Below are 26,360 nucleotides of genomic sequence, written 5' to 3' on the forward strand. Positions count from 1 at the left end.
TTGCCGAAGTAGTTTCTTTTTGATGTCTCCGCTTGGGGAGGGATGAAATGACGCGGAGGATGCGTGCGTCCGTTGGAACACGCATCCTCCGCGTTTCGTTGGCTATATCACCTGATATTATATATTACTGTTTGATATTTGCTTCTTCCAGTCCATAGCCTTTCTTCTTGTCTTCAGCTTTCAACATCAGGGCAATGATGAGAGCCAGCACACCGAAGCAGGCAAAAATGGTCATCGGGAGCGTGTAATCGTAGGCAGGTTGTCCCTCGCCGCTAAGTTTGCAATAGCGGTCGAGCACCCATCCGATGAGTGCAGGTACACCCATCAATCCCCAGTTCTGTACCCAGAAGATAAGGGCGTATGCCGTTCCCAACTGTTTCTCCGGGATAATCTTGGGAACCGACGGCCACATGGCAGACGGAACCAGTGAGAACGCAATACCCAGCACAATCATGATGATGGTTGCGAACCACCAGTAGTTGAGCAGCGGAAGGGCGAACAACGCATGTACGCCGATGAGCATCACGGCACCAATCAGCATGATGGTGGCTCCCTTTCCGTGACGGTCATAGAGGTTGCCGAAGAACGGAGTGAGGAAGAGGGTACCCAACGGAAGAAGGCTCGGGATGATGCCTGCCAGCTCGGGGTCTACCTCATATTTGTTCACCATCAGGTCGGTGGCATATTTCAGGAAGGGGAATACGGCAGAGTAGAACAACACGCAGAGCAGGGCGATGAGCCAGAAACCCTTGTTGCGTACAATCAGCATGATGTCACTCAGGCGGAAGGCGTCGTCGGCAGAAGCCTCGTCCTTGCCGATGGAAGCCTCCAGCTTGCGATCCATCAGGGTATAGATGAAGAAGGCAATCAGACCGATGCACAGCATGACAAGACACAGCAGGATGGGGGCTGAGATGCTTCCGCAGAAATTGGCAAAAGGCACGGTGACGGACATGGCAAGCATCGTTCCCAGACGGGCGGTAGCCATCTCCAGCCCCATGGCAAGTGCCATCTCATATCCCTTGAACCACTTGACGATGATTTTCGACACCGTGATGCCGGCAATTTCCACACCGACACCGAAGATGGCATATCCCAACGCTGCGATGGCAACCTGTCCTTTCATGCCGGCAATGACTGTTCCTTCCAACGGAATGAGTCCCGACACGGCACCATATTTGATGGTACAGCCGATCACCATGAGGATGCAGGCACCCAGACCGGTGAAGCGGACTCCCATCTTGTCGAGGATGATACCGCCGAAGATGAGCATCAGCAGGAACACATTGAACCATCCGTATGCACTCGTGAAGATTCCGTAGTCCGTACTGGTCCATAACAATTCTTTTTCAAGCATCGGCTTCAGGGGAGCCATCACGTCGGTCAGGAAATAACCGCACAACATCGTGAATGCAACGACCGCCAATGCTGTCCAGCGGGCAGCCTTCGAGTCGCGCAACGTTTGGTGAATTTTTTCTGTCATCTCTTTCTATTTAATAAATAAGGTTAGATTTATTGCGAGGCAAATGTACGATTATTCTATCTATAACCAATGAAAGAATGTTGCAAAATGCAGGGCAATTTGTCATTTAGTGTAAGTAAAACATGTTATAAAACAGGTTTTAGTCATAATAAGGCTAAAATTGCTAGCAATAATTCCGAGATTTCAGAATAAAGTCCTACTTTTACTGACACATATTTCACCTAACAAAAACCAACTATTATGAAAGGAATCAGAACATCTATCGTTTGCTGTGCCCTTGCCGGGGCAACGCTGACATCATGCATCGGTTCGTATGCCTTATTTAATAAAGTACGCGGATGGAACGAACAGGCTACCGGCAACAAGTTCCTGAACGAGCTGATCCACATCGGATTGTGGATTGTCCCTGTCTATGAGGTTACTTTCCTGGCAGACATTCTTGTGTTGAACTCCGTTGAGTTCTGGAGTGGTACGAACCCGATTGCCGCAGGTACGGTGAAAGAGGTGAATACCGAGAACGGCAAGTTCCTGGTGACTACCACCAAGGACGGTTACTCCATCGAGAAAGAAGGTGAAAGCACTCCCGTGGAACTCCGTTTCAACCAGGAAGAGCAGAGCTGGAACGTGGTATGCGACGGCAAGAGCTATGAAATCATGAAGCTCTGTAACGACGGGACGGTCGACCTGAACATGCAGAACGGACAATACATCAATGTCACTCCCGATGCACAAGGTGTGAGCGCAGCCCGCGACGCCATCATGGGTGCCACTTACTATGCGGCACGCTGACCGTCGGCAGACCATTGATTTTGCATAACACAGAGGCACGAGGTATCTTCGTGCCTTTTTGTTTAATCTTCCGGATTGAATTTTGACAGATAGGCGAAAAAGCGTAATTTTGCACGTCATTTTATTAAAACGAGAATCATGTTGAACATTGTTATTTTTGGCGCTCCGGGGTCAGGAAAAGGCACCCAAAGCGAGCGTATTGTAGCAAAATTCGGTATTAATCACATTTCTACCGGTGATGTGCTCCGCGCTGAAATCAAGAACGGAACGGAGCTGGGAAAGACAGCCAAAGGATATATCGACCAGGGACAGCTCATCCCCGACTCGCTGATGATTGACATCCTGGCAAGTGTCTTCGATTCGTTCAAGGACAGCAAAGGCGTCATCTTCGACGGTTTCCCCCGTACCATTGCACAGGCAGAAGCACTGAAAACTATGCTGAAAGAGAGAGGACAGGAAGTGTCTCTGATGCTCGACCTGGAAGTGCCCGAAGACGAGCTGATGACCCGTCTCATCAAGCGCGGACAGGAATGCGGACGTGCAGACGACAACGAAGAGACCATCAAGAAGCGTCTCGTGGTCTACCATTCACAGACCGCTCCGCTTATCGACTGGTATAAGAAGGAAGGCAAGTATCACCACATCAATGGTGTAGGAACAATGGAAGGCATCTTTGCCGATATTGTTGCCGCTATCGAAAAATTGTAAGCAAACTATAAAATCAGGAGGCGCAGGTTTCGCAAATGACATGAATTTGCGTAATTTGCGCTTCCTTTGTAAAGGCGCACGGGGCGTCGGCTGACATCCCGAAGCCTGCAGATTACCAATACAAACTTTTGAATATGGCAGAATCGAACTTTGTAGACTACGTGAAAATCTATTGCCGCTCCGGTAAGGGCGGACGAGGCTCGGCACACTTGCGCCGGGAGAAATACATCCCCAACGGAGGTCCCGACGGAGGGGACGGTGGACGGGGCGGTCATGTGATTTTGCGCGGTAACCGCAACTACTGGACCCTGCTCCACTTGAAGTATGACCGCCATGTGTTTGCCGGTCATGGAGGCAACGGGTCACGCAACCGCAGCTTCGGCAAGGACGGAGAGGACAAGGTAATCGAGGTTCCCTGCGGAACAGTGGTCTACAATGCCGAGACCGGCGAGTATGTGTGCGACATCACCGAGCATGGTCAGGAGGTCATTCTGCTCAAGGGCGGACGTGGAGGCTTGGGTAACTGGCATTTCAAGACTGCCACCCGTCAGGCTCCCCGTTTTGCACAGCCCGGTGAACCGATGCAGGAGATGACCGTCATCCTGGAGCTGAAGTTGCTTGCCGATGTCGGTCTGGTGGGATTCCCCAATGCCGGTAAGTCGACGTTGCTGTCGGTCGTTTCATCGGCTCGTCCGAAGATAGCCAATTACCCTTTTACCACCCTGGAGCCGAATCTCGGCATTGTATCCTACCATGAAGGGAAGTCGTTCGTCATGGCGGACATCCCCGGCATCATCGAGGGAGCCAGTGAGGGAAAGGGACTGGGATTGCGCTTCCTGCGTCACATCGAGCGCAACTCGTTGTTGTTGTTCATGGTTCCCGGCGATACGGACGACATCCGCAAGGAGTATGAAATTCTGCTCAACGAGCTTGCCACGTTCAATCCCGAGATGCTCGACAAGCAACGGGTGCTTGCCATCACCAAGTGTGACATGCTCGATGAAGAGCTGATGGAGATGCTGGCGGAGAACCTGCCGGAGAATGTACCCCATGTGTTCATTTCCTCTCTGACCGGCATGGGCATCAGTCAGCTGAAGGATATCCTCTGGACCGAGCTGAACAGCGAAAGCAACAAGTTGGAGGCGGTTGCCGGCGAACGCATCGTGCACCGCAACAAGGACGTCCGTCTCCTCCAAAGCGAACTGCAAGCCATGGGTGAGGACGAAGACATCACCTATGTCGATGAAGAAGAGGTGGAGGACCTCGAAGACTATGAATACGAAGAAGACTGGGATGACGAGAAACAATGAGCCGTTTGTCTGCAAATAAGGAACTGCTGGAGTATGAGCTTTTCAGCCGGCAAGCCGGTGTGACAGCCTTCTCGACCACACGCAGGGGTGGTTGCAGCGAGGGAAAGTATGCCTCGTTCAACTGTTCTCCTTATTGTGGAGACGACCCCATGTCCGTCTGTCAGAACCTGCAACATCTGTCGACACTCCTGCCTGTGATTCCCCTGGACTGGGTCATCCCCCATCAGGTGCACGGGACGCAGGTCCTGTCCGTCGGTGATGATTACATCAATGCGCCGTCGGTGAAACGTCGCGAGATGCTCGAAGGGGTGGATGCCCTGGTGACCGACCGGCATGGCTTCTGTCTGTGTGTTTCGACAGCAGACTGCATTCCGCTCATTTTCCATGATTCCTGCCGGAATGTCGTGGCAGTGGCACATGCCGGATGGCGAGGCACTGTCGGACGCATTGCCGGGAAGACACTCGACTGCATGAGTCGTATGTATGGTTCCCGTCCGTCGGATGTGTCGGTTGCCATCGGACCGGGCATTTCCCTCGAAGCTTTCGAAGTGGGGGTGGAAGTCTATGAGGCATTCCGTGAGGCAGGCTTCCCGATGGAGAAGATTGCGCGCTGGTACCGTCCGTCGTCGCGTTGGCACATCGACCTGTGGATGGCGAACTACTGGCAGCTGCTGGAAGTAGGCATCCCGAAGGAGCAGATCGAGTGTTCCGGTGTGTGCACCTATCTGCAGTGTGACGACTTCTTCTCCGCACGTCGGCTGGGCATTCACAGCGGACGCATGCTCTCCGGCATCATGTTGCTGGACTGAGCGTTTACTTGTCAACTGAAACCATTAAATACCCCTATCGCATGAGTATAGAACAAGCAATGACTGAAGGCATCGTGTTCCGTGGTGCCCCGAAGGCGAAGACCGAAAAGACCGGTGTGAAGACCAAGGCCAAGAAGAAGGCGTATGTCACTGGCGCACATGGTTCGGGTTCCGCCAAGATGAAGGCTGAATACCGTCGGCGGCGTGCAAACCGTCACCGGTAATTCCTGTGCGGCTGAGCGCAGAGAGACTGCATACGACAAGAGGCACGAAGACACGGAGTAGCGGGTGAGGTCCCGTCTTCCGATGGCTTCGTGCCTCTTGTCGTATATGCTCCCGTTCCGTGACGTCAGGCAGACGGGGCCTGGTGAAGACCTGTTTCCAGTTTCTCACGCAGGAACTGTCCGGTGTAGGATGCCGCACAGGCAGCCACTTCCTCGGGAGTTCCTGCTACGACCAGATTGCCTCCCCGACTTCCACCTTCCGGTCCGAGGTCAATCACATGGTCGGCACACTTCACCACGTCGAGGTTGTGCTCGATGATGACAACCGTATGTCCGCGGTTGATGAGCGCATCGAATGCCTCAAGCAGCTTCCGTATGTCGTGGAAGTGGAGTCCGGTGGTCGGCTCGTCGAAGATGAAGATGGTGGGAGATGCCTTCTCGATGCTGAGGAAGTAGGCAAGCTTCACGCGTTGGTTCTCACCACCCGATAGGGTCGACGATGACTGTCCCAGCTTGATGTATCCCAGTCCTACCGACTGCAGGGGGAGGAGTTTCTTCACGATGCGTGTCTGTTTGTGGAGCGTGAAGAACTCGATGGCTTCGTTGACCGTCATCTCCAGGATGTCGTAGATGTTGCGGTCGTGGTATTTCACTTCCAGCACTTCTTTCTTGAAACGTTTGCCGTGGCACGATTCGCACTCCAGCACCAGGTCCGCCATGAACTGCATCTCCACGGTGACCGTCCCTTCCCCCTTGCACTCCTCGCAACGTCCGCCGTCGGTGTTGAACGAGAAATAGCCGGCACTGTAGCCCATCTGTTTGGCAAGCGCCTGGTCGGCGAAGAGCTTGCGTATCTCGTCATACGCCTTGATGTACGTCACGGGATTGCTCCGTGAAGATTTGCCGATGGGGTTCTGGTCTACGAACTCGATGTTGCTCACCATTTTCACGTCTCCCTCCAGCGAGATGTGTTCACCCGGACGCTCTGATGACTCGTCGTAGATGCGCTTCAAGGCACGGTAGAAGATGTTGCGCACCAGGGTCGACTTGCCCGAGCCGCTGACACCGGTGACGACTGTCATCACGTTGAGAGGGAACTTGACGTCGATGCCGCGCAGGTTGTTTTCGCGTGCGCCCTTCACCTCGATGTAGTTGTTCCACGGACGGTGGCTGTGGGGGAGGGCAATCTCCTCTTCTCCCAGCAGGTAGCGGACGGTGTAGCTTTGGCTGCCGGGCTTCAGGTTATGCATGTCGCCCTCGTAGACCACTTCGCCTCCCAGTCGTCCGGCACGGGGACCTATGTCGATGATGTAGTCGGCGGCACGGATGATTTCCTCGTCATGTTCCACCACTACGACCGTGTTGCCCAACTGTTGCAGCTGGCGGAGCACCTTGATGAGTCGGTCGGTGTCGCGGCTGTGCAGACCGATGCTCGGTTCGTCGAGGATGTAGAGCGAGCCGACCAGGCTGCTGCCCAATGACGTGGCGAGGTTGATGCGTTGGCTTTCTCCACCCGAGAGCGTGTTGCTGGTACGGTTCAGGGTGAGATAGCCCAGTCCGACATCGAGCAGGAACTGGAGCCGGTTGTTGATTTCCGTGAGGATGCGGCGTGCCACGATGATGTCGTGTTCGTCGAGCTGCAAATGGGCGAAGAAGTCCTTCAGGTCCGTGATGGAGAGGTCCACCAGCTGGGAGATGGAACGTCCGCCCAACTTCACATAGCCCGCTTCGGGCTTGAGACGTGTCCCGTGACAGGCAGGACAGGTCGTCTTGCCGCGGTAACGTGCGAGCATGACACGGTACTGTATCTTGTACTGGTTCTCCTCCAGCATCTTGAAGAACGAGTCGATGCAGATTTTGTCGCGGTCGCCGTGCCAGAGGTAGTCACGCTGTGCCTGCGTCAGGTCGTAGTAGGGAGTGAAGATGGGGAAGTCCACCTTCGCAGCCTGACGGATGAAGGCGTCGCGCCATTCGCCCATCTTCTCTCCACGCCAACATACCACAGCCCCGTCGTAGACACTCAGGGCGCGGTTGGGGACGACGAGGCTTTCGTCGATGCCGATGACCTTGCCGAATCCCTCACACACGGGGCATGCACCCAGCGGCGAGTTGAACGAGAACATCTGGTCGGTCGGTTCCTCGAAGGTCATGCCGTCAGCTTCAAAACGTTTGGAGAATGTATGGATGATTTGCGAAGGGTAGAAACGCAGCATGCACGTGCCGTCGCCCTCATAGAAAGCGGTTTCGGCAGAGTCGATGAGGCGGCTGATGCTGTCCTTGCTGTCGTCGCAGGTCATGCGGTCGATGAGCAGGTTGACGGTGTCGCCCTTACGCGGCTGATAGTCTTCGATGCGGACAATCTCGCCGTTGACCTCGATGCGGGCAAATCCCTGTTTCAAGTCGATGTCGAGCTGTTCCTCCAACGTCCGTCCGTCACGCAGACAGAGCGGGGCAAGCACGGTGTAGCGTGTTCCTTTGGAATACGACTTCATGCATTCCACCACATCCTCGGTCGTGTGCTTCTTCACCAGTTGTCCGCTGATGGGGGAGTAGGTCTTGCCCACACGGGCATAGAGCAGGCGGAGGTATTCGTAGATTTCCGTCGAAGTGCCGACTGTGGAACGGGGGTTGCGGCTGTTCACCTTCTGCTCGATGGCGATGGCAGGCGGAATGCCTTTGATGAAGTCACATTCCGGCTTGCTCATTCGTCCGAGAAACTGCCGGGCGTAGGCGGAAAGGCTCTCCACATAGCGGCGCTGCCCTTCGGCATATAGGGTGTCAAAGGCGAGCGACGACTTGCCCGAACCGGAGAGTCCGGTGATGACCACCAGCTTGTTGCGGGGAATCTTGACGTCGATGTTCTTCAGGTTGTTGACCCGTGCACCTTTGATCTCAATGTAGTTGCTGTCTGCCATAGTAATCTTTGTTGTTTACTGAACCAAGCAACAAAGATAGTTCATTTCAGCCGACCTTTCAGTCTTCCATTTCCTTTTTTCCCTTAAAGAGATTGAAACGGTAGTTGAACGACAGCAGGCAGTAGCTGTTCACTCCTTCGGAACGCGACTGGGTGCTGCCCGTCGAGGTGGTGTAGGTCGTGATGTTCTTCGCACGGTTCAGGATGTCATACACCTCCAGCTTCAGGCTCGCCTGTTTCTTCTTCAGGAAGCTCCATGAGGCATTGGCGTTCCACAACAGTTCGGAGTGGTTCATGTCGTCCGACAGGAAGCCGTGGCGCGTGATGCAGCTGAAGGAGGAACCCAGGCGGATGTTCAGCGGGAGGTAGAAGTTGGTCTCTGCCAGGAACGTAAAGGTCTTGGTGAAGCTGTCCGACGAACGTTCCACCTTGGCTTTCGTCTTGTCCATGTCGAACCGTCCGGAGAGGATAAACTCAGCCCACTCCGGCGTGTAGATGCCCTTGAGGAGCTGGCCGAAGTTGTGGTTGCGCACGGCATCCTTGCTGATGCGGTCGCTCACCTCGACATAGTTGGGACGGTTGTTGTAGCTGTAGCTTGTCTCCGTTTCGAGCGAGAATTCCTCCCAGTCTTTGCTGTAGCCCACGTTGAGCATGGTCCCCCAGTTGCCGTTGATGTTGTCCGGTCGGTTGGTGCGCACACCGCTCACCGGGTCATAGAGGGTCTTGTAGGTGAGGTCGTTGAAGCTCTGTGAGAAGCTGAGGTTTGCCCACAGGCGGTTCAGACGGAAGTTCGTGTTGACGTTGTGGCTGTAGGAGGTCTTCAGGTCAGGGTTTCCCTCCATGATGTACAGCGGGTTGTCGTTGTTGATGACAGGCAGAAGCTGGTTGGCATCGGGTGAACGCGAGTTGCCCGAATAGCTGATGCTCAGCGAGAGCTTGTCCCTGGAGTAGAAAGCCATCAGGGCTGTGCCGATGTTGAGGCGGTGCAGGGTGGTGTCGGTCACACTCTGTTCGCGCAGCATGTAGATGTTTTGCGATTGGGGGATGAAGTGGATGCCGGCATTCATGTTCCATTTGTCTTTCGTGAGGTTAAGGGACAGTCCGAAGGTATGCTGGTTGTCCCGTCGGTTGTTCACGTTGCTCAGGCTGTCGATGCGGCCCGCTTCATATCCTTCAGGCAGTGAACCGATGGGGCGGTTCCCGTCGGGGAAGGAAAACCTGCCGAGGTCGAACACCTGCTCGTCCTCCTTGTTGCGGTTGGTGTTGTAGCCGTAGGACAGTTCGATGCCGACATATTCGCTGAGAGGTTCGTGGTAGGACAGGCTGGCGGACAGCATGTCCGACGAGGTGGGCGACAGGGTGAAGCGGTCCTGGATGAGCAGTGAGTCACCCAACTGGTAGTATCTGGTGGATGACTGTTGGTAACGTCGGCTCTCCCCGTCGTCCTTGCTCCCGTTCAGGTTGAGTGTCAGGTTCCGGCCCTCCTTGGCAAAACGGTAGGTCAGCATCAGTGTGCCTGTCAGGCTTTTCCGGTCACCCGACGCCAGCGATTCCTGGTTGATGCGGTTGATGCGTTGGGAGAGGGGGATGCCGTCTTCATCCTCCAGCGGGTCGGCAACGGAAGGGCGGGTGTTGAACGTTGCCTGACGGAAGCTGCTGCGGTTGTCGTTCCGGTAGTTCCCGAAGCGGAAGTTGCCCATGATGCCCAGCCGTTCACTCAGGTCGCCCATGATGTTGACGTTGGCACTGACGTTCTTGCCGTTCGTGGAGTTGAGCGACGACTGGTCGGAGTAGGTGTTTCCCGTCGGGAGATAGTTCTCCGTGACCGTATAGCTCTTCGTGTCGTTCCCGTCGCTGTTGTAGCTGATGTCTCCGTTGGTGTGGACCTTCCCCATCTTTTTGCCGACGCTTCCTCCCATGCGGCGCGAGAGCTGTCTCATCGGGTTTCCTCCTCCTCCGAAGAATCCGCCGGAGAACATCTGTCCCCCGAACATGTCCATGCCGATGTCGTTGGGGGTGTTGTGCTGGTTGGCATAGACGCTGGCATGGTCTCCTCCCGTCTTGAAATAGTTGAGCATGGCATTCAGTCCGTAGAGGTCCTGGTCGCCGATGCCTGCACTGGCATTTGCCATCAGGGCGTCGTTGACCTCCTGTTTGGTCTTCAGGTCCATCACCGTCTGGTGCTGTCCGTCGTCCACTCCCGTCAGTTCGCTTTTCTCCGACTTCTTGTCATAGATACGTACCTCCTTCAGCACTTCCACCGGCATGTTCTGCAGGGCAATGCTGATGTCGTTGGCGAAGAATTTCTCTCCGTTGAGCAGGATTTCCGAGATGTCTTTCCCCTGATAGGTCATTTTACCCTGGGTGATGCGCAGTCCCGGCATCTTGCGCACCAGTTCCAGCAGTACCGCCCCTTCCGACACACGGAAGGCATCGGTGTTGAAGATGGTCGTGTCGCCCAGGATACGCATCTTCTTCAGCTTGGCGACGATGACCGCCTCTTCCATCGTGATGGGTTTCTCGTGGAGTGTGATGGTGTCCAGCCGGATGATGTTGACCCGTGTCAGGCGGTGTTTGTAGGTGTCGGTCCCCAGGTAGGAGATGTGCACTTCGTAGTCTTTGGAGCGTTGCTGAAAGGCGTGCAGGATGAAGTTTCCGTCCTTGTCCGTCACCGTCATGCCACCGTTGTAGGTCGAGTCGGTCAGACAATAGACACGTATGCCGGCATTGGCAAGGGGCATGATTTGCTTGGATTCACTTTCTTCCATCTGCACATGTCCGGTTACCTCGGTGTCTTTCCAGTCCCCGTTGCCATAGCCATACGTGAAAATCCGTTGCGCCTGCACGTTCAGGCAGACACACATCAACACCAGGCACAATCCCTTCAACAAAGAGCTTGTCCCTGAAACCAAACGTAACTTTGAACGGCCTGATGACCGGCGGGTGTTCATCCATTCCTTACACATCGTCTCTACATTCTTTATGAGTCTGGAGTTTCCGGTTACAAAGAAACGTCTTTTTGCGGACATCAGGGCATATTGGGTGCATAAAGTTTCATTTGGTTTCCGGCAGGGCGTAAGTCTTCTTCCGCTCTACCTGTTCTCATGGCGCAGTGGCAAGACACGGCAACGGTTGAGGTGCGTCGGAAGAATGTCGTCCGACGTTCGTTGACAGATGGATGCTGAAATCGCATTTTCTCTTTCCTTTTTTCTCGATTTCCCCTTTTCCGGCTAACGCTACTTTTTGAAAAATCGGGCAAAGTAGGTTATTTTAAGAATATTCATTCACTTCCGTCCGTATAAACATTCCGTACAAGGGGCAAAGATGCATAATTATACCACGAAACAATATTGTTTCACTCGTCAAACAATATTGTTTCACGTGCCAAACACAAGTGTTTCACTTCCCAAACAATATTGTTTCATCCGTCAAAGTCAACTATTCGGAAGACGAAACACTTGTTTTAGGATTCGAAGACAATAATTTAATGATTTTCACCTCTGGTTTGTATGAGAAGGCACACTTTTGCGAACTATTGTTTTGTACACCTTACGCCGTGTACTCTTATTCTTCTGCCAGGGATTCGGAGGAATGCCCGACATTCGGTTCGTCAGTTTCTCCCATTTGCAGCAATGTGTATTTGGCAAAACGCCTGAGAATGTCTTTCCCGTTCACCAACTCGTATTTTGGTTCAAGGAAGGCCCTTCTCAGGCGATTCGTTTGACACTTTGACAAAATGACACGTGGTCATTTCCGGACGATCACGCTGCCGCTTGCCTGGTGCGTGGCCAGTATCAGCACTTCGGCAATCTGTACGTGTTCGGGCGCATTGGAGGCATAGACCGCCACGTCCGCAATGTCGTCACCCGTCAGCGGCTTGATGCCCTTGTAGACGTTGGAAGCCCGTTCCGCATCCCCATGAAAGCGGGTATTGCTGAAGTTGGTCTCCACGAGTCCCGGTTTCAGGTTGGTCACTCTGACGGACGTATCCGCCACGTCAATGCGCAGTCCGTCTGTCAGAACCTTGACGGCTGCTTTTGTGGCACAATACACGTTGCCTCCGGCGTAGGCGGCATCGCCTGCAACCGAACCGATGTTGATGATGTGTCCCCGGTTGCGCTCCACCATTCCCGGGACAATGAGCCGGGTCATGGTCAGGAGTCCCTTGATGTTGGTGTCAATCATCGTTTCCCAGTCCTGGAAATCCCCCGCATATTCCGGTTCCAGTCCGAGAGCCAGTCCGGCATTGTTGACCAGGACATCAATCTCTTTCCATTCCCGTGGCAGTCCGTTGAGTGCCTGTTCTGCCGCTTCCCGGTTTCTCACATCGAACGTCAGCGTCACCACTTCCGCACCCCGCGCGATGAGTTCCTGTCTGATGGCAGCCAGCTGCTGCTCTTTTCTTCCGGTGAGAATCAGCCTGTCGCCGTTCTCTGCAAACTTCCGTGCACAAGCCAGCCCGATGCCGCTTGTGGCTCCTGTAATCAGTACGATTTTATTCATTTCCTTATAAGGTATTAATCCTGGGGGCAAAGGTAGGGATTTGGAGGGAATAATAGCAGAAAGTTGGTTGCGGATGGGAAACTATTATTGAGGGGAACGTCGGAAGGAGGGATGCGTGAATGCACTTCTGGTTGCAAGAATTACGTATTTTATGTGTCTGATGTGAAGAATTTCAGATTTTTATCCCGAGTACTAAAAGTTAAAACCGTACATTAACATTCTTATTTAACATTTAAGAAATGGGAATTTATGGGTTCTTTCTATCTTTGCACACGAAATCATTTCCTTTTTACTAAACCTATTACTAACAACCTGACCTTATGATGAAAAACAAGGCAAGCAGTGAACGCTTCTCCAGCGTCACAAAGACTTCTTTTATCTGGGGACTTTCCAGTCTGTTGATAGCAGCTCCTCTTTCTGCCAAAGTGGCGTGGGAGGGGGTAAAAATGACTAATCCTCAGGAGGTTTTACAATCCAAGACCGTATCCGGTCAAGTGCTCGATGAGAAAGGCGAACCCATGATTGGCGTTTCCGTTCTGGTGAAGGGAACGAAAGTGGGTGCCATCACAGACTTCGAGGGAAACTTCAAACTCACAGCTCCGTCCGGAGCAACCGTTCTCCAATTGACTTACATGGGTTACAAAGCCCAGGATGTTACCATCACTCCCGGTCGCATGACCATCAGGATGGAACCTGACAACCAACTGCTGGATGAAGTGGTTGTCGTGGGCTATGGTACCGTGAAGAAGCGGGATCTCACAGGGGCGGTGGCTTCCATGAAGAATGAAGATATTGTGGTATCGCCCACTAATAATGTGATGGAAGCTTTGCAGGGAAAAGTGGCGGGTATGGACATCGCCAAAACCAGTGGCCAATTGGGACAGAAACCCACCATTCTGTTACGAGGCTCACGCTCCATTTACGGAAGTAACGAGCCGCTGTTTATCATCGACGGATTGCCCGGCAGCTATGACCAGGTCAATCCTTCCGATATTGAGTCGGTCGATGTGTTGAAGGATGCTTCCTCGACAGCTATTTATGGTTCTGCCGGTGCAAATGGTGTCGTCATTATCACGACCAAAAGAGGACGAGCAGGAAAGGCGACAGTGAATTTCGATGCTTATTACGGTTTCAGCGGTTCTCCGGAGTTTAAACATGGTATGGTCGGTGATGAATGGCTGGCTTACCAGCGTGAGGCTTATAAATATAAGAATGGAGACTATCCTGCCAATATTGCAGCACTGATGGGTGGTGATGAAAACTACATTGATGCTTATAATGCCGGCAAATGGATTGATTGGGTGGATGAAGTCTCAGGAGGAACTGCTACTACGCAGAAATACACCATGTCGGTGACCGGAGGAACGGAAGAAACCCAGGTTTTTGCTTCTGCCACTTACAGCCAGGATACCGGTTTATTGGAGAATGAGAAACAAGACCGTTATTCCGTGCGTCTGAACATTGATCAGCGTATTTTCTCGTGGGCTAAGCTCGGCTTTACTTCGAACCTGAATTATACCATAGCTGATGCCGGTGTAAAGAATACGTTCACCAGGGCACTGACAGCTTTTCCTTTGGGAGACGTCTATGATGAACAGGGAGAACTGCAACCGGAGTATATCAAGGACCAATATTCTCCGATGGGCGATTACATCAAGAATCAATATGCCAACAATACCCGTGCAACCTACATCAATACGAATGCCTATCTGGAGTTGTCGCCGGTAAAAGGCTTGACGCTGAGAAGTCAACTGAACACAACCTTGAGTTATTCCCGTCAGGGACAATATTGGGGAGCATATTGCAATGCCAACCGTCCGACCTATGCCGGAACCCCTCATGCCTCTATAACCAATAATCATTCCAACAGTTACACTTGGGAGAACATAGCCTCCTATAACATTACCCTGGCAGACGATCACGACTTGGGTATTACCGGTATTACTTCCTGGCAAAAGTCTCAGGATGAGAGTTCCTTGGCGGGAGGTAGTGGACAAGACCTGGATGTCTGGAGCTTCTGGAGATTGATGTCTACAACCAGTCAGCATGTGGAATCGGATTTTAAGCAGAAACAGAAGATGTCCTATGCTTTGCGTTTCAATTATGCCTATAAAGGGAAGTACCTTTTCACTTTCTCTAATCGTTGGGATGGAGTATCGTTCTTCTCGGATGGTAATAAGTGGGACTCGTTCCCTGCTGCGGCGTTGGCATGGCGTATTTCCGATGAAGAATTTATGGAGGGAAGCCGTGGATGGCTGGATAATCTGAAACTTCGCATTGGTTATGGTGTAACCGGAAATTCCGGTGGGGTGGATGCATACTCTACACAGACGAGGGCTTATAAGTATTCCGGTAATGGTGTGACTGTGAATGGAAATATTGTTTCTTTCACTCAATACACAGAAACTTACGGTAGCCCTTCGTTAGGCTGGGAAAAGTCATATAACTGGAATTTAGGTTTGGATTTTGCAATCTTGGGAAATCGTATAGATGGAACCATTGACATGTTCCGTACAAAAACGGATGGATTGTTATTCAAGCGTACGATGCCGGTAACCAGTGGTGCCACAGGATGGGGAAGTCCTTTGGACAGCTGGGAGAATATTGCCAAGACGAGCAATAAGGGAGTGGAAGTGACTGTCAACAGTCGTAATATCCGCACGAAGGATTTTACTTGGAACACGACTTTGTCGGCTACCTGGAGCAAGGAGCAGATCGATGAGCTTCCTGACGGAGACCTCATTAAAGAGAACCTTTTTGAAGGACATCCCATCAAGTCTGTTTATAGTTATAAATACTTAGGTATTTGGGGAACGGACAGTTCTCAGGATGAACTTGCTGTTTATGGTGTAAAACCTGGATGGGTCAAGGTGGAGACACTGGACAAGGATGGGGACGAAGGCAAACATAAATACAGCGAAGATGATCGTCAGGTACTCGGACATATCAATCCTGACTGGATTTTCGGTTTGAACAATACGTTTACCTATCGTGATTTTGACCTTTCGTTTTTCACAATGGCGCGTTATGGACAAACAATCAGCAGTGATCTTTTAGGCCGTTATACGGCGGACTACAGTTTGACGACCAATCAACTTGCCGGTGTAGATTATTGGACGGAAGAAAATCAAAAAGCTTATTATCCGGTGCCGGGTAGTGGTACGGAACAAAGTGTGATGGATGCTCTGCGTGTGCATGATGGTTCGTTCATCAAAATCAAGAACATCACTTTGGGATACACCCTTCCAAAGAAGATATCGCGTTATGCATTGATGGAGCGTTGTCGCATTTATGCTACGGCTTATAATCCTTTCATTTTTGTCAAGGACAAGAAGCTTAAGGGGACAGACCCGGAAATGAATGGTTCTGATGCCTTCCCTACATATAAGCAATTTGTCTTTGGTATAAACCTCACTTTCTAATAAACGGACAGATATGAAAAACAACATCAAAAAGATAAGTTTTGCTGCTGCTGTGTCAGTGGCAACCCTCTTCCAGTCGTGTTCCCTTGACGAAGTGAATCCCGGGGGATTTACGATGGACAATATGGCGGCTAACTCTGTGGAGTCTTATAACACGTTGGTCAATCAGTGTTATTTTGCCATGGAGAGATACTTTTATGGTGCAGAAAATTGGATGGCTTTGACTGAAGGAGATACGGATTTGTGGACTTATAGGGCGAATCAGTCAACATCGTGGACGCAATGGTTCTGGTTCTTTGCAGGAGCTGCCCCTAATACGACCTATACGAATAACTGGTGGAATGGTACGTATGATGGTATAGGCAGCTGCAATATGGCGATCTCATTGGCTGCCAAGGCTCCTTTCAAGACACAGGATGAACGCGATGCCAAAGTGGCGGAAGCACGTTTCTTGCGGGCTGTTTATTATTTCAATGCGGTGGAGCAATTTGGCGGTGTGACATTGCTGACCCAACCATCGGAAAAGATGGATTTTGCTCCGGTGCGAACTGATCCGATGACTATTTATCGGGAAGTGATTATTCCTGATTTGGAGTTTGCTGCCGTACATTTGGCAAAAGGAGATGATAAGACGACGACAGTGCCAACGCGGAAGGCTGCAATCGGCTTCCTTGCCAAGGCATGTTTGCAGACTTATGAATACGGTGCAACGGAGTTTCTGCAGAAAGGACTTGATGCAGCCAAAGAACTGATTGATGATTGTGAATCGGGTGGCACAAAGTACAATGCATATATGTATCCTGACTTTGGAGAGGTGTTTGCAGAGAAAAACAATTGGAATAACAAGGAAGCCTTGTGGAAACATCGTTGGTATGCCGGTGCTGACGGGCACGGTTCCAGCAACGGCAACTGGAAACTGAACCGTAATGATGAGTATTTCCTTTGTGACCTCAATCGATTTGGGGCACGGGAGGATACGCAGGCTTCGCGTCTGACATGGGAAGGAAGTCAGGCTGGATTGTTCATGCCTACTCAGCATCTGCTCAGTCTTTTTGTGCAGAAGGACGGTACGCTCGACCCACGTTTCCATCAGATATTCCAAACGGAATGGAAAGCCAATAAAGCCTATGAGTGGGATAAAGATGCGTTAACCAATTATGGAAAAGACGCATCCGTATTGGGGCAGTCGTTGGCTGTTGGAGATGAGGCTGTCAGGATTATCCTGCCTCAAGATACCGATTATGCAGAGTGGAAAGCCCGGAAGCGTACGGATAAGGTGCTGGTTGTTGATTATGCGGATGTATATGACGATGTCAAGCATAATGTAAAGATGCAATATGAAGGGAAGGAGAATCAGTTCCGTTATTTCTATCCGTCCCTTACCAAGCACAATAGCAGTAACTATTATGTGGCCAATCCAGCCAAAAAACGTAATGGTAACTTGAATGCGACCTTTATCATGCGTATGGCGGAGGTGTATTTGATAGCAGCTGAATTGGACATCTATTTGAACGGAGGTTCTCATGCAGCAAATTATATCAATAAAGTAAGAGCTCGTGCAGGAGCTGTCCCATTGACAACCAAGCCGACGGTACGTGACGTGCTGGATGAGCGTGGTCGTGAACTGTGTGGTGAGTATTGTCGCTTTTATGACCTGAAACGTACAGGCATGTTTAAAGATGCGACTTATTTGAGTGAGACGCATCCGGATCTGGCCCAATATTTCAAGCCGGAATATGCTTTGCGTCCTATATCAACGACATTTACGGCTACTATTACCAATAGTGCGGAATATCAGAATCCAGGCTATTGATAGCGATTGTAAACAAACAGGATGCACCGGACCATGCCTGGTGCATCCTGGAATCGCCTGAGAATACTGTTCTCGTAGATTATGGTATGAGTGGTATTCTCAGGCGATTTGTTTGTGTTTATAACTTGTCTGGGGCATCGTGTGGAGAACCTCATTCTCCCTTTTCCCGGTCAAACACAATACCCAGTAACGGATAGACGGCGTTGCTCAAGGTCGGTGCCTTATAAAAAGGCAAGTATGCCAGAGCCTGGTATGCTTTCCGATAATTGCCTGCACGTGCGTAGGCTGCAGCGAGATAAGACAATGTATTTTGGGAAGGAGACAGATGGAAAGCCTTTTTTGCCAGATGGAGTGTTGCGGAAAGCTCTTCAGTGCCGGGGTTGTAGTCGGGCTGGAAGAATTTGCTGATGATGAGTGTGTAGTAAAGCTCTGAGTAGAATGACGGATGCTCCTGCTCGTGTGCCTGGCACAATTCAACAGCTTGTTGAAGCCCTTCGCCATATTGTGCGCTGAAGAGTTTCTGCTCGATTTCCCTTATCTTATTATATAGTTCTTTATCCGGATAGTCCAATCTGTTGAGCAATTGCAAGTCTGCAGCATATAGGTTTTTGTCCGTATTGAAATGCATCATCGGAATGCGTACCAGAACCAAGTAGATTGCCTTGTCAACCTCTTCTTGTGTCAGTTGTTCTCTGTAAGAGGATGACTGTCCGAGCAAGGTACGCAGGATGAGATCGTCCTCCAGATTACGGGTGAAGCGCATCACCATTCTGCCTGTACTTGGGCTGCGGAGCTGTTCCGGTGTCAGTCCGGCAAGATATTGGTTCAGGAAAGGACGGACGCTGTCGGGATGGAACTGTGGCAGTACCTCGAAGAGATATTTTTCGACAAACGCCGTGTCGCGTTCTCCGCCTTTCCAACGTGCTGTAAATTCCTTCAGACGTTTCCCCTTCTGATTCTCTACCGCTTCGTGGACTGCTTGCAGGAATGTTTCTCCCGGCATATAGCCTGAACGACTGTCAAGCAACAGACCGTCGGCATCCAGCCAGTAATAGGTAGGATAGGCATTGGGCTTGAAGAGCCGGAAGAACGGATGTCCTGCCTGCTTCTCGGCATCAAGTTGGATGCAGACGAAGCGGTCATTCATGTATTTTCCTACGGCAGGGTCGGAGAATACTTCGCGAGCCATACGTTTGCATGGTCCGCACCATGATGTGTAGACGTCTATGAAGATGTTCTTCTGCTCCTGTCGGGCAGTCTCCAGTACGGTCTCCCAGTCGTCAGCGGTGCTGAAGTGGATTTGTGCTTGCAGCCGGGTGGAGACGGCTGCAAGCAGGATAAAACAGAGAGATAGGATGCGTGTCATATCAATATTTGCTTTCAAAGTCAACGATACGGTCGGCGAAATGCTCGTGGCGTATGCTCTCTTCCAGACGGAGACCACCATCGGTCTGAATGGTTAGTCCGACGAAGCCTGCCGGTTGGGAGGTAGCTTGTGTGTCGCGGAAGGCTACCCACAGCCGATTGCCTGCACGCTCGATTTCAATGTGGTCGATGGTGCATCCGCTACCGATATCATAAAGTGCCTGTCCCGTGCGGCTCAAAACATTGTAGACATAGATTTGATTGCCTGCGGCATAGAACAAGTAACCTGAGAAGTTGGCGGAGCAGGAGAAGCTGACAGCTTCGTTGATGGCAGGCGACTGGATGACATCGTTGCCCAAGTCCTTAAAGTAAGTGCTTGGTTCATCAATATTCGCGTAGAAGGCGATGCCCATACGCAACAAGTGACGTTCGCCACCTTCGGTCTCAAATACACCGATGTATTCACGCGTTTCATCGGCACTACGAGAAGACAGACCGGCATAGAGACAGTCCATTCCTACATTGTCAGGGTCAAAGAAGCCGCCTGAAATTGCCATGCCCGACGAGGAGACGGTCGTCAGTGATGACGAAGTGATGCTGAGCTGTGCATAGAAGCAATGATTCAGGTTATCGTAAAGCACGGTGCGGGAGACGCTTGATTCGTCGTCGCCGAAGTCTGCATTCTCAGCTATTTCGTAATCACCTCGCGGAGAGCTGAGATAGGGTTTCACAGTAGTGCTCGGCGGATTGGTATTGACTGCCCGGTCATACACCAATCCATTGTCGATGAGGTATTCACGCATGTAGTTCTTAAAGTACGCCTGCGGTTTTACGTCTCCGATGTCGTTGATGAACAGGCTCTTGTATTCGCGGCTCTCTAGCATGGTGATATTGTCGAGAATCTTTCCGCCTTCCTCGTCCTGACAGAGAACAAGGACTTCGCTACTGGCATCGGTCGTGTATTTGTTGAAGTACACCCGGTGCGGATTCGTTCCGAGACTTTTTCCGTCGTTGAGCAGTCCGAAGACATCGGTAATCAGTTCATCGCGTCCAGGTACCCAGAAGTTGAGTTCAGCCTGCCCGTTATTCTCGGCGAGGATGAGCAGTCCTTGGGTAAAGTCGTTCACCACGTTGATGATGAACTCTTTCTCATAGTATATGCCTGTGGTGCGGTCGAACACCTTGAACTTTCCGGTATGTTCTCCTGGAGTGAGCCCGATGATGGCGTCGAGATCTTTAGTACGTGCCAGGGTGTCTGCTCCGAGACGACTGTTGCGGTCGTAGGCAATCCAAAGATAGTCGAGCTGCGACTCGTCATTGAAGGTTGTGGTGAGCGTGGGATGGATGCTGAGCGTACGATTGATGTATACGTTTTCATATTCATCTTCGATGCCTTCAATGGTGACTTCGTTGAGTTCCTTGAAGACCGTCTGTGTATTGTCCTCGACACAGGATGCGAAGAGGTATATAATGCCTGAAAGGAGTATGTAGGTTATCTTTTTCATGTCGGTAATGTGTTTATGCGGTTAGAGAGGTGACCAGTCGGCGGTAATCCATTGTTGAGTCTCTTCGTCCCAAAGTGGTTCTTTAAGCAATGCCTGATAGACCAGACGTCCATAGGACATAAAATCATTGATGAGGTTCATGTCCATTTCAGCCGGGAAGTCAAAGCCTTGAATCTGGATGCACAGCTGGTGCTTGGCTTTCGAATAGCTTCCGTAGTAGAGTGACAGAGGAATGTCCCAATAAGTGGGTTTGACGAGTTGGTCAGTGATGTTGAGTTTGAAGCTGAGATGTTCAGGAAAGCCAGGGTCAAAGTTTTCATTGCCACGTAAATGCAGTATGAGCGATACCTGATTGTTGTCCAAGTGCTCGGCAAGTACAGTGACAGGCAGGTAGGCATTGACTGAATCCGGTTGAAGAGTGATGACTTCGGGCAGGTCGCGGTAATGTACGCCGGCTTGTGCTGTCGATGCCGGGTCAATGTCGAAAGCGATGGAGCGGGTTCCCTTGCTAGAGGCTCCAATGATACGGATGGGGATGTTGACTACGTCTTCAGTCTTTTCGCCCGATGCAAAGGAATAGGACAGGCTGTCACCTTCGACGGGGGAGTTGAAGTAGACGGCGCTCTTGGCTTCATAGAGCATGCGTTCGTTTTCCTGGCATCCTGCCAACCCTATGAGGGTGAGCAGTCCGGATATGAGGAGGATGGATGTTTTCATAATCGTTTTATTGGTTGGTAAAATTGGTGTTTTCTGTTGGTATCGGAAGTACGTATACGGCTTCGGCATCAGGCAGGACTCGTTTGGTAACGGGGGTTACGTTCATGCCCATACGTTTGTAGGCAAAGAAAGTCTGTCCTTCAGCAATGAATTCCTTGGCATACTCAGCTAACAGCTTGTCTTGTATGTTTCCGGCAGTCAGCTCGTCGTTAGGCAGTCCGCGGTGGTATTGCAATTGATTGAAGTATTCGGTGGCTTCGGTCAGGTTAGGAGCTGTTTCAGTTGCAATCAGATACATTTCGGATACCTTGACCAAGGGAACACGTTCGCTATAGTTGTACTTGGTGATAAGATTATCCGAACCCGATGTCTCGATCCACCACAGGCGGCGATAGTCCATACTCAGAGAGGCGGGGAAGATGTTATCGAGTGTGTTGCCTGTCAGGGCAAGGTAGTTGGAACTGGTGTTACCCACGTTGAAGTAGATGTCGACAATGTTGTCTTCCAGACCGACATCTTCCAGTGCGAAAAGGTTTTCCTGGACGAAGCCGTTCTGGTCAGTACCCGAGAGGTCGGCACTGGATATGAGCGGGAACAGTCCGCTGTCGATAACTTCAGTCGCATAGGTGAATGCCTGGTTCTTGCTGCCGGTGCTGCCTTCATAGAGCAGGACGCGGGCAAGAACACCTGTCACAGCATAATAGTTCATGCGATATTCTCGTCCCTTGCGGATACCCGTCAGGTTGTCAAGGTCATAGTCACTGTGGTGCGGACCATAAGGGTCGACTTCGGCGAGCAGGGAGCGTGCTTCAGTCAGGTCGGCTTCGATGCGTTGCAGTACTTCGGCGGTGGTGAGTCGGGCGAAGAGCTGGTTGGTGAGCCGATCAACATAGGGGATGGCAGGGCGGTTCAGTCCGTTGCTCATGGCAGGGGAAGGGGCGAAAAGGCGGAGCAAGTCAAAATGGAGGTAGGCACGCAATCCGAGCGCTTCTCCGCGGATCAGTTCATATTCTCCTTCGGGCAGTGCGGAGCGGTTGGCTTCCATTTTCTCCAGTAAGCTGTTGGCATTGGCGATACCATTGTAGAGTGCTTTCCAGAGTCCGTCCTTACGCGCTTCTTCTGTACTGTTGGTGTAGTCGTAGTTGTAAGCATAATAGAAGCTGTGGAGGGTATTTCCAATAGAAGAGTAGTATTGTCCGAGGACATCCATGTAGGTCATGGTCATCAGTCCGCCATATAGCTTCTCGTCTGCCATGGTGGCGTAGATACCGATAAGGGCGTCTCGCATGCCTTGTTCGGTCTCAAAGAAGTCGTCAGCCTTAAGTTCCGACTTGGGAGTGATATCGAACCAGTCTTCGCAGGAGGTCAGCGTGAACAAGGGCAATAGTATGAAGAGTAGGGTCTTTTTCATAAATTGTTGTCATATTAGAGTGAGATAAATAATTGTTTGCCGTCAGAAGGTGACTTGTGCTGCGATGGAAAAGTGACGGGCATACGGGTAGTCCGTTCCTCTTTCTTGGCGCATGGTCGAAGCTTGCAGAAAGTCGTTGGCATAGAACGTCAGTTTCAGATATTGGGCTCCGAAGCTCTTCACCCAGTCGCGGTCGAAGGTATAGGCCAGGCTGAGCGAGGTGGCAGAGAGGAAATTGTCCTTTTCCACAAAGCGCGAGGTAGGACGGGTGACCGATTGGTCACTGATGCGCTTGAACACGGCAGGAACACCGGGAGTCTGCCAACGGTCGTACAATGCGCGCGAATCGACGTTGTTGAACGGGTCGACATTCTCCACCTTGTCCACCAACGTCTGGTTATAGGCATAGCCTCCGAAGCGATAGAAGAAGTTGGTGTTCAGTTCCCAGCCTTTCCAGTAGATGTTAAGTCCGAAGTTACCGCTCAGCTTGGGATCGGTCGAGGCGTAGGGCACATAATCCTGTTCACTCCATTCGTTGGTGTAGGTACCGTCGCGCTTGATAAAGACCTCGTTACCTGTAGCGGGGTCGATACCGGCTGATTGGACTACCCAGATGGTGTTGATGGAAGCACCTTCGGCATAGCGGACGTAGGGAGCGGTTGACTCTTCGGCGTCAGCCTGCTGGTTGTAGGAGCTGAGACCCGAGGAAATCTTCTTGAGCTTGTTGGTGTAGTGCTGTCCGTTGGCAAACACGTTTACGTGCCAGTCCTTGTTCTGGAAGATGCTCCAGCGTACGTTGAATTCGTAACCTTTGTTCTGTGTTTCGCCCAGGTTCTCCTTGTAGGAGTCAAAGCCAAGGTAGCTCATCATGTCAACATCGACGAGCAGGTCCTTGGAGTTTTCGATGAAGTAGTTGAAGTAACCCGACAGGCGGTTGTTGAAGAAGGCGAAGTCGACGCCGAAGTTGTGTTTCTGGGTACGTTGCCACTTCAGGTTCGAGTTGCCGAATGCTTTGATAACGGCACCGATGTAGTCCTGGTAAGACAGGTTGGTGTTGTACTGGTACATCATGAGAGCCTGGTAAGGATAGAAGTTCTGTCCACCGGTGAATCCGGTACTGGCGCGCAGACGGAGCTGATTGACAATGGGTGAGTCTTTGAATACTTGTTCATTGTGGATGTTCCATCCCAAACCTGCACTCCAGAAAGTGCCCCAGCGTTGCTCGCTGCCGAATTGTGACGAACCGTCGAGACGGATGGACCCGTCAACGAAGTAGCGGTCGTCATAGCTGTAGTTCACATTGGCAAAGAAACCCATCAGCCGGCTGATGGTAGCGTCGCCTTCCACTCCGGCACCTTCCAGGAAGCCTGCACCGAGTGAAGGATGGTCTAACTGCTGGTTCGGGAAGCCGTAGATGGTATAGCTGCTGTAGTCCTCATCTTCCGATGTGATGTTCCAACCGGCATTGACGCTGAGTGCGTGTTTCTTCCAATAGTTGAAATAGGATAGTACGGCGCTTCCGTCATAAGATTCAGACACGGTGTTGCCCTTTTGGTAGCTACCCTTGTTCTCTTCCTGGTTGACGAAGTCGGTATGGTCGGCCGGTTTGAAGATGTCGCTGTAGCGATTGATGCGTTCGATGGAGAATTGTCCCTTGAATTTCAGGTTGGGCAGGATGTTCCACTCTACGCTGAAGTTGTCGACGAAGTCATCATACGTCGTCTGGTCTTTGGTGTTCAGGGTGGCGTTGTAAAGCGGGTTGCTCACAGCTGTCTGTGAAGAGTTGGCGTTGCTGCTTTCGAAGACAATCTGCTTCACCTGTCCGTTTTCGTCGTAGGGATAGTAGTACGGATTCATCAGGGCATATTGGCTGAAGGAACCGTAGGGTGAGTTGTTGGAGGTCACCTTGTCGTAGGTGATTTCGTTGCGGAAGCGTAGGTTCTTGTAGTTGTACTGCAACTTGATGCTGGTGCCCAGTTTTGTACGGTCTGATCCTTTCATCACACCGTCGGTCATGTTGTAGGTCAGGTCGACCCCATAGCGGAAGTTCTCATTGCCGCCTTCCAGCTGAATGCTGTGTTGGTTGCTGATGCCTGTCGATTTCAGCGGAAGCGCAAGCCAGTCAGTGTCAACGCCCCGTTGTACGAGTTTCAGGCGATCGTTGTAGTCCTGTCTGTACATCTCTTCCACGTAGGTGGCGTTGCTGCCTGAGTAGAGCCCGGCAAGCTGTTCGTAGCGCAGCTTTTCGGAGGCGTTGAGCAGGTGATAGTCCGAGAGATCGGCAACCTCAGCGCTGACGCTGCCATAGTAGTTGAGTTGCAGTTTGCCGAAAGCCGGTGCCTTCGTGTCGATGATAACGACACCATTGGCGGCACGGGAGCCGTAGATGGCAGTAGCGGAAGCATCTTTCAGGATGGAGATGTTCTGGATGCGGTTCGGGTCGAGGTCGTATACCTTTTCTACATCGACTTCGAATCCGTCGAGAATAAAGGTAGGCAGGTTGGCGGAACCTTTGTAAGTCTCGCTCAGGTTACTTCCACTCGCATCGGGCAAGGAGTTCATACCGCGTACTTGCACGTTGGGAACTGCATTGGGGTTGGAACCCAGAGAGAGGTTATCCACCAGCTTGAATGAGGGATCGAGGGACGAGAGGGTGGAGAGCACATTCTTGTTGGAGATAGCGGCAAGCTCTTCACCACTATAGTTCACGGCTGCACCTGTAAAAGTTTGCTTGCGCTGTGTGTAGTAGCCTGTCACCACAACGTCATCGAGGGCACGGACGTTCTCCAGCAGGGTGATTTTGAGTTCGTTCTGTTTGCCGACTGCGACTTCCTGCGTTTCCGTTCCGATGAAGGAGAATACGAGGGTGGGGTCATTGCCCGAGACGGCTATTTGAAATTCACCGTCAAGATTGGTCCCACTTACGGTGTCGGTCCCCTTTAGGCGGACGCTGGCTCCCGGAAAGGGCATTCCGTCTTTGTCGACCACAATACCCTTGATGGTGCGTTTCTTATTGGCGTCGGTCTGTTTGATGATGATTTCCTTTCCGGAAATTTCATACGTGAGGTTCGTTCCCTTTAGACATTTGTCCAGGATTTCCCGTATACTCTTGTCCTTTTCATTGAGGGTGATGTTGTTGACTGCTTGGATGTCGTTGGAGCCGTACATGAAGGTGAATCCGGTTTTCTTCTGTATCTCCCAAATGACTTGCTCCAAAGAGGCCTTTTGCAGGTTGAGGGTGATGCGCTGGTCGCTCTGAGCCCACACGCTGATGCTGAACAAGCAGCAACCAGCAGCGACGAAACAACGTTTTAAGCTCTTAGAAAACAGATTGTTAGTGGGGGGGGGTAAAACTCCCCTGATGCTCTTTTCTCTCAAGTCTTGGTT

General features: G+C 51.4%; 16 protein-coding genes. 7 read left to right on the forward strand and 9 right to left on the reverse strand.

Annotation, left to right across the window (positions count from 1 at the left end; all coding sequences use genetic code 11):
- Positions 1 to 124 precede the first annotated feature (124 nt).
- On the reverse strand, positions 125 to 1,483 hold the full coding sequence (locus C8275_RS06685) for an MFS transporter (RefSeq protein ID WP_106484565.1): 1,359 nt from the start codon (positions 1,481 to 1,483) through the stop codon (positions 125 to 127).
- A 240-nt stretch (positions 1,484 to 1,723) separates the two neighbouring features.
- Between C8275_RS06685 and C8275_RS06690 the strand changes: the two genes are divergently transcribed.
- The 5 genes from C8275_RS06690 (at position 1,724) to C8275_RS06710 (ending at position 5,323) form a co-directional block, all read left to right on the forward strand.
- Positions 1,724 to 2,272, forward strand: a complete 549-nt coding sequence (locus tag C8275_RS06690) for a DUF3332 domain-containing protein (RefSeq protein WP_106484566.1) — start codon at positions 1,724 to 1,726, stop codon at positions 2,270 to 2,272.
- A 138-nt stretch (positions 2,273 to 2,410) separates the two neighbouring features.
- Entirely contained in the window at positions 2,411 to 2,980 is a 570-nt protein-coding gene (locus C8275_RS06695) for an adenylate kinase (RefSeq protein WP_022385400.1), read from the forward strand.
- A gap of 134 nt (positions 2,981 to 3,114) precedes the next feature.
- A complete protein-coding gene (gene obgE / locus C8275_RS06700) occupies positions 3,115 to 4,290 on the forward strand; it encodes a GTPase ObgE (RefSeq protein WP_106484567.1) in 1,176 nt (391 codons plus the stop codon).
- The gene (pgeF, locus tag C8275_RS06705) at positions 4,287 to 5,099 is read left to right on the forward strand and encodes a peptidoglycan editing factor PgeF (protein ID WP_106484568.1); all 813 of its coding nucleotides are present in this window, start codon (positions 4,287 to 4,289) and stop codon (positions 5,097 to 5,099) included. Before obgE ends, pgeF begins: the two co-directional genes overlap by 4 nt.
- 41 nt (positions 5,100 to 5,140) lie before the next feature.
- A complete protein-coding gene (locus C8275_RS06710) occupies positions 5,141 to 5,323 on the forward strand; it encodes a hypothetical protein (RefSeq protein WP_022385397.1) in 183 nt (60 codons plus the stop codon).
- 125 nt (positions 5,324 to 5,448) lie between these two features.
- Here C8275_RS06710 and uvrA read toward each other — a convergent pair whose 3' ends face one another.
- The 3 genes from uvrA to C8275_RS06725 form a co-directional block, all read right to left on the reverse strand.
- Positions 5,449 to 8,238 (reverse strand): excinuclease ABC subunit UvrA, encoded by a 2,790-nt coding sequence (gene uvrA, locus C8275_RS06715; RefSeq protein WP_199881885.1) that lies wholly within the window; start codon positions 8,236 to 8,238, stop codon positions 5,449 to 5,451.
- 58 nt (positions 8,239 to 8,296) lie between these two features.
- Positions 8,297 to 11,128, reverse strand: coding sequence for an outer membrane beta-barrel protein (locus C8275_RS06720; protein WP_157948199.1), 2,832 nt, complete (start codon positions 11,126 to 11,128; stop codon positions 8,297 to 8,299).
- Positions 11,129 to 11,984: 856 nt separating this feature from the next.
- Positions 11,985 to 12,740 (reverse strand): SDR family NAD(P)-dependent oxidoreductase, encoded by a 756-nt coding sequence (locus tag C8275_RS06725; protein WP_106484571.1) that lies wholly within the window; start codon positions 12,738 to 12,740, stop codon positions 11,985 to 11,987.
- A gap of 320 nt (positions 12,741 to 13,060) precedes the next feature.
- Between C8275_RS06725 and C8275_RS06730 the strand changes: the two genes are divergently transcribed.
- Positions 13,061 to 16,162, forward strand: coding sequence for a SusC/RagA family TonB-linked outer membrane protein (locus tag C8275_RS06730; protein WP_369861073.1), 3,102 nt, complete (start codon positions 13,061 to 13,063; stop codon positions 16,160 to 16,162).
- A 13-nt stretch (positions 16,163 to 16,175) separates the two neighbouring features.
- Complete coding sequence (locus tag C8275_RS06735; protein ID WP_106484572.1) at positions 16,176 to 17,975, forward strand: RagB/SusD family nutrient uptake outer membrane protein; 1,800 nt, start codon at positions 16,176 to 16,178, stop codon at positions 17,973 to 17,975.
- A gap of 151 nt (positions 17,976 to 18,126) precedes the next feature.
- Here the strand turns inward: C8275_RS06735 and C8275_RS06740 are convergent, their stop codons facing one another.
- The 5 genes from C8275_RS06740 to C8275_RS06760 are packed head-to-tail and all read right to left on the reverse strand — an operon-like array spanning position 18,127 to position 26,255.
- The gene (locus C8275_RS06740) at positions 18,127 to 19,341 is read right to left on the reverse strand and encodes a thioredoxin family protein (RefSeq protein WP_157948200.1); all 1,215 of its coding nucleotides are present in this window, start codon (positions 19,339 to 19,341) and stop codon (positions 18,127 to 18,129) included.
- Position 19,342: 1 nt separating this feature from the next.
- Complete coding sequence (locus C8275_RS06745) at positions 19,343 to 20,845, reverse strand: PKD-like family lipoprotein (protein WP_106484574.1); 1,503 nt, start codon at positions 20,843 to 20,845, stop codon at positions 19,343 to 19,345.
- 21 nt (positions 20,846 to 20,866) lie between these two features.
- Positions 20,867 to 21,562: a DUF4843 domain-containing protein gene (locus C8275_RS06750; RefSeq protein WP_157948201.1), complete on the reverse strand. Its 696-nt coding sequence runs from the start codon at positions 21,560 to 21,562 to the stop codon at positions 20,867 to 20,869.
- Between the two features lie 7 nt (positions 21,563 to 21,569).
- The gene (locus C8275_RS06755) at positions 21,570 to 22,973 is read right to left on the reverse strand and encodes a RagB/SusD family nutrient uptake outer membrane protein (RefSeq protein WP_106484576.1); all 1,404 of its coding nucleotides are present in this window, start codon (positions 22,971 to 22,973) and stop codon (positions 21,570 to 21,572) included.
- A 42-nt stretch (positions 22,974 to 23,015) separates the two neighbouring features.
- Positions 23,016 to 26,255, reverse strand: a complete 3,240-nt coding sequence (locus tag C8275_RS06760) for a SusC/RagA family TonB-linked outer membrane protein (RefSeq protein WP_199881887.1) — start codon at positions 26,253 to 26,255, stop codon at positions 23,016 to 23,018.
- Positions 26,256 to 26,360 lie beyond the last annotated feature (105 nt).

The sequence above is a fragment of the Bacteroides sp. Marseille-P3684 genome (genome assembly GCF_900291465.1).
Taxonomy (GTDB): Bacteria; Bacteroidota; Bacteroidia; order Bacteroidales; family Bacteroidaceae; genus Phocaeicola_A.

Excerpts from the sequence above, each read along its gene's own strand:
- C8275_RS06685 (WP_106484565.1), bottom strand. The coding sequence starts at position 1,483 with ATGACAGAAAAAATTCACCAAACGTTGCGCGACTCGAAGGCTGCCCGC.
- C8275_RS06690 (WP_106484566.1), top strand. The coding sequence starts at position 1,724 with ATGAAAGGAATCAGAACATCTATCGTTTGCTGTGCCCTTGCCGGGGCA.
- C8275_RS06695 (WP_022385400.1), top strand. The coding sequence starts at position 2,411 with ATGTTGAACATTGTTATTTTTGGCGCTCCGGGGTCAGGAAAAGGCACC.
- obgE (WP_106484567.1), top strand. The coding sequence starts at position 3,115 with ATGGCAGAATCGAACTTTGTAGACTACGTGAAAATCTATTGCCGCTCC.
- pgeF (WP_106484568.1), top strand. The coding sequence starts at position 4,287 with ATGAGCCGTTTGTCTGCAAATAAGGAACTGCTGGAGTATGAGCTTTTC.
- C8275_RS06710 (WP_022385397.1), top strand. The coding sequence starts at position 5,141 with ATGAGTATAGAACAAGCAATGACTGAAGGCATCGTGTTCCGTGGTGCC.
- uvrA (WP_199881885.1), bottom strand. The coding sequence starts at position 8,238 with ATGGCAGACAGCAACTACATTGAGATCAAAGGTGCACGGGTCAACAAC.
- C8275_RS06725 (WP_106484571.1), bottom strand. The coding sequence starts at position 12,740 with ATGAATAAAATCGTACTGATTACAGGAGCCACAAGCGGCATCGGGCTG.
- C8275_RS06730 (WP_369861073.1), top strand. The coding sequence starts at position 13,061 with ATGATGAAAAACAAGGCAAGCAGTGAACGCTTCTCCAGCGTCACAAAG.
- C8275_RS06735 (WP_106484572.1), top strand. The coding sequence starts at position 16,176 with ATGAAAAACAACATCAAAAAGATAAGTTTTGCTGCTGCTGTGTCAGTG.
- C8275_RS06740 (WP_157948200.1), bottom strand. The coding sequence starts at position 19,341 with ATGACACGCATCCTATCTCTCTGTTTTATCCTGCTTGCAGCCGTCTCC.
- C8275_RS06745 (WP_106484574.1), bottom strand. The coding sequence starts at position 20,845 with ATGAAAAAGATAACCTACATACTCCTTTCAGGCATTATATACCTCTTC.
- C8275_RS06750 (WP_157948201.1), bottom strand. The coding sequence starts at position 21,562 with ATGAAAACATCCATCCTCCTCATATCCGGACTGCTCACCCTCATAGGG.
- C8275_RS06755 (WP_106484576.1), bottom strand. The coding sequence starts at position 22,973 with ATGAAAAAGACCCTACTCTTCATACTATTGCCCTTGTTCACGCTGACC.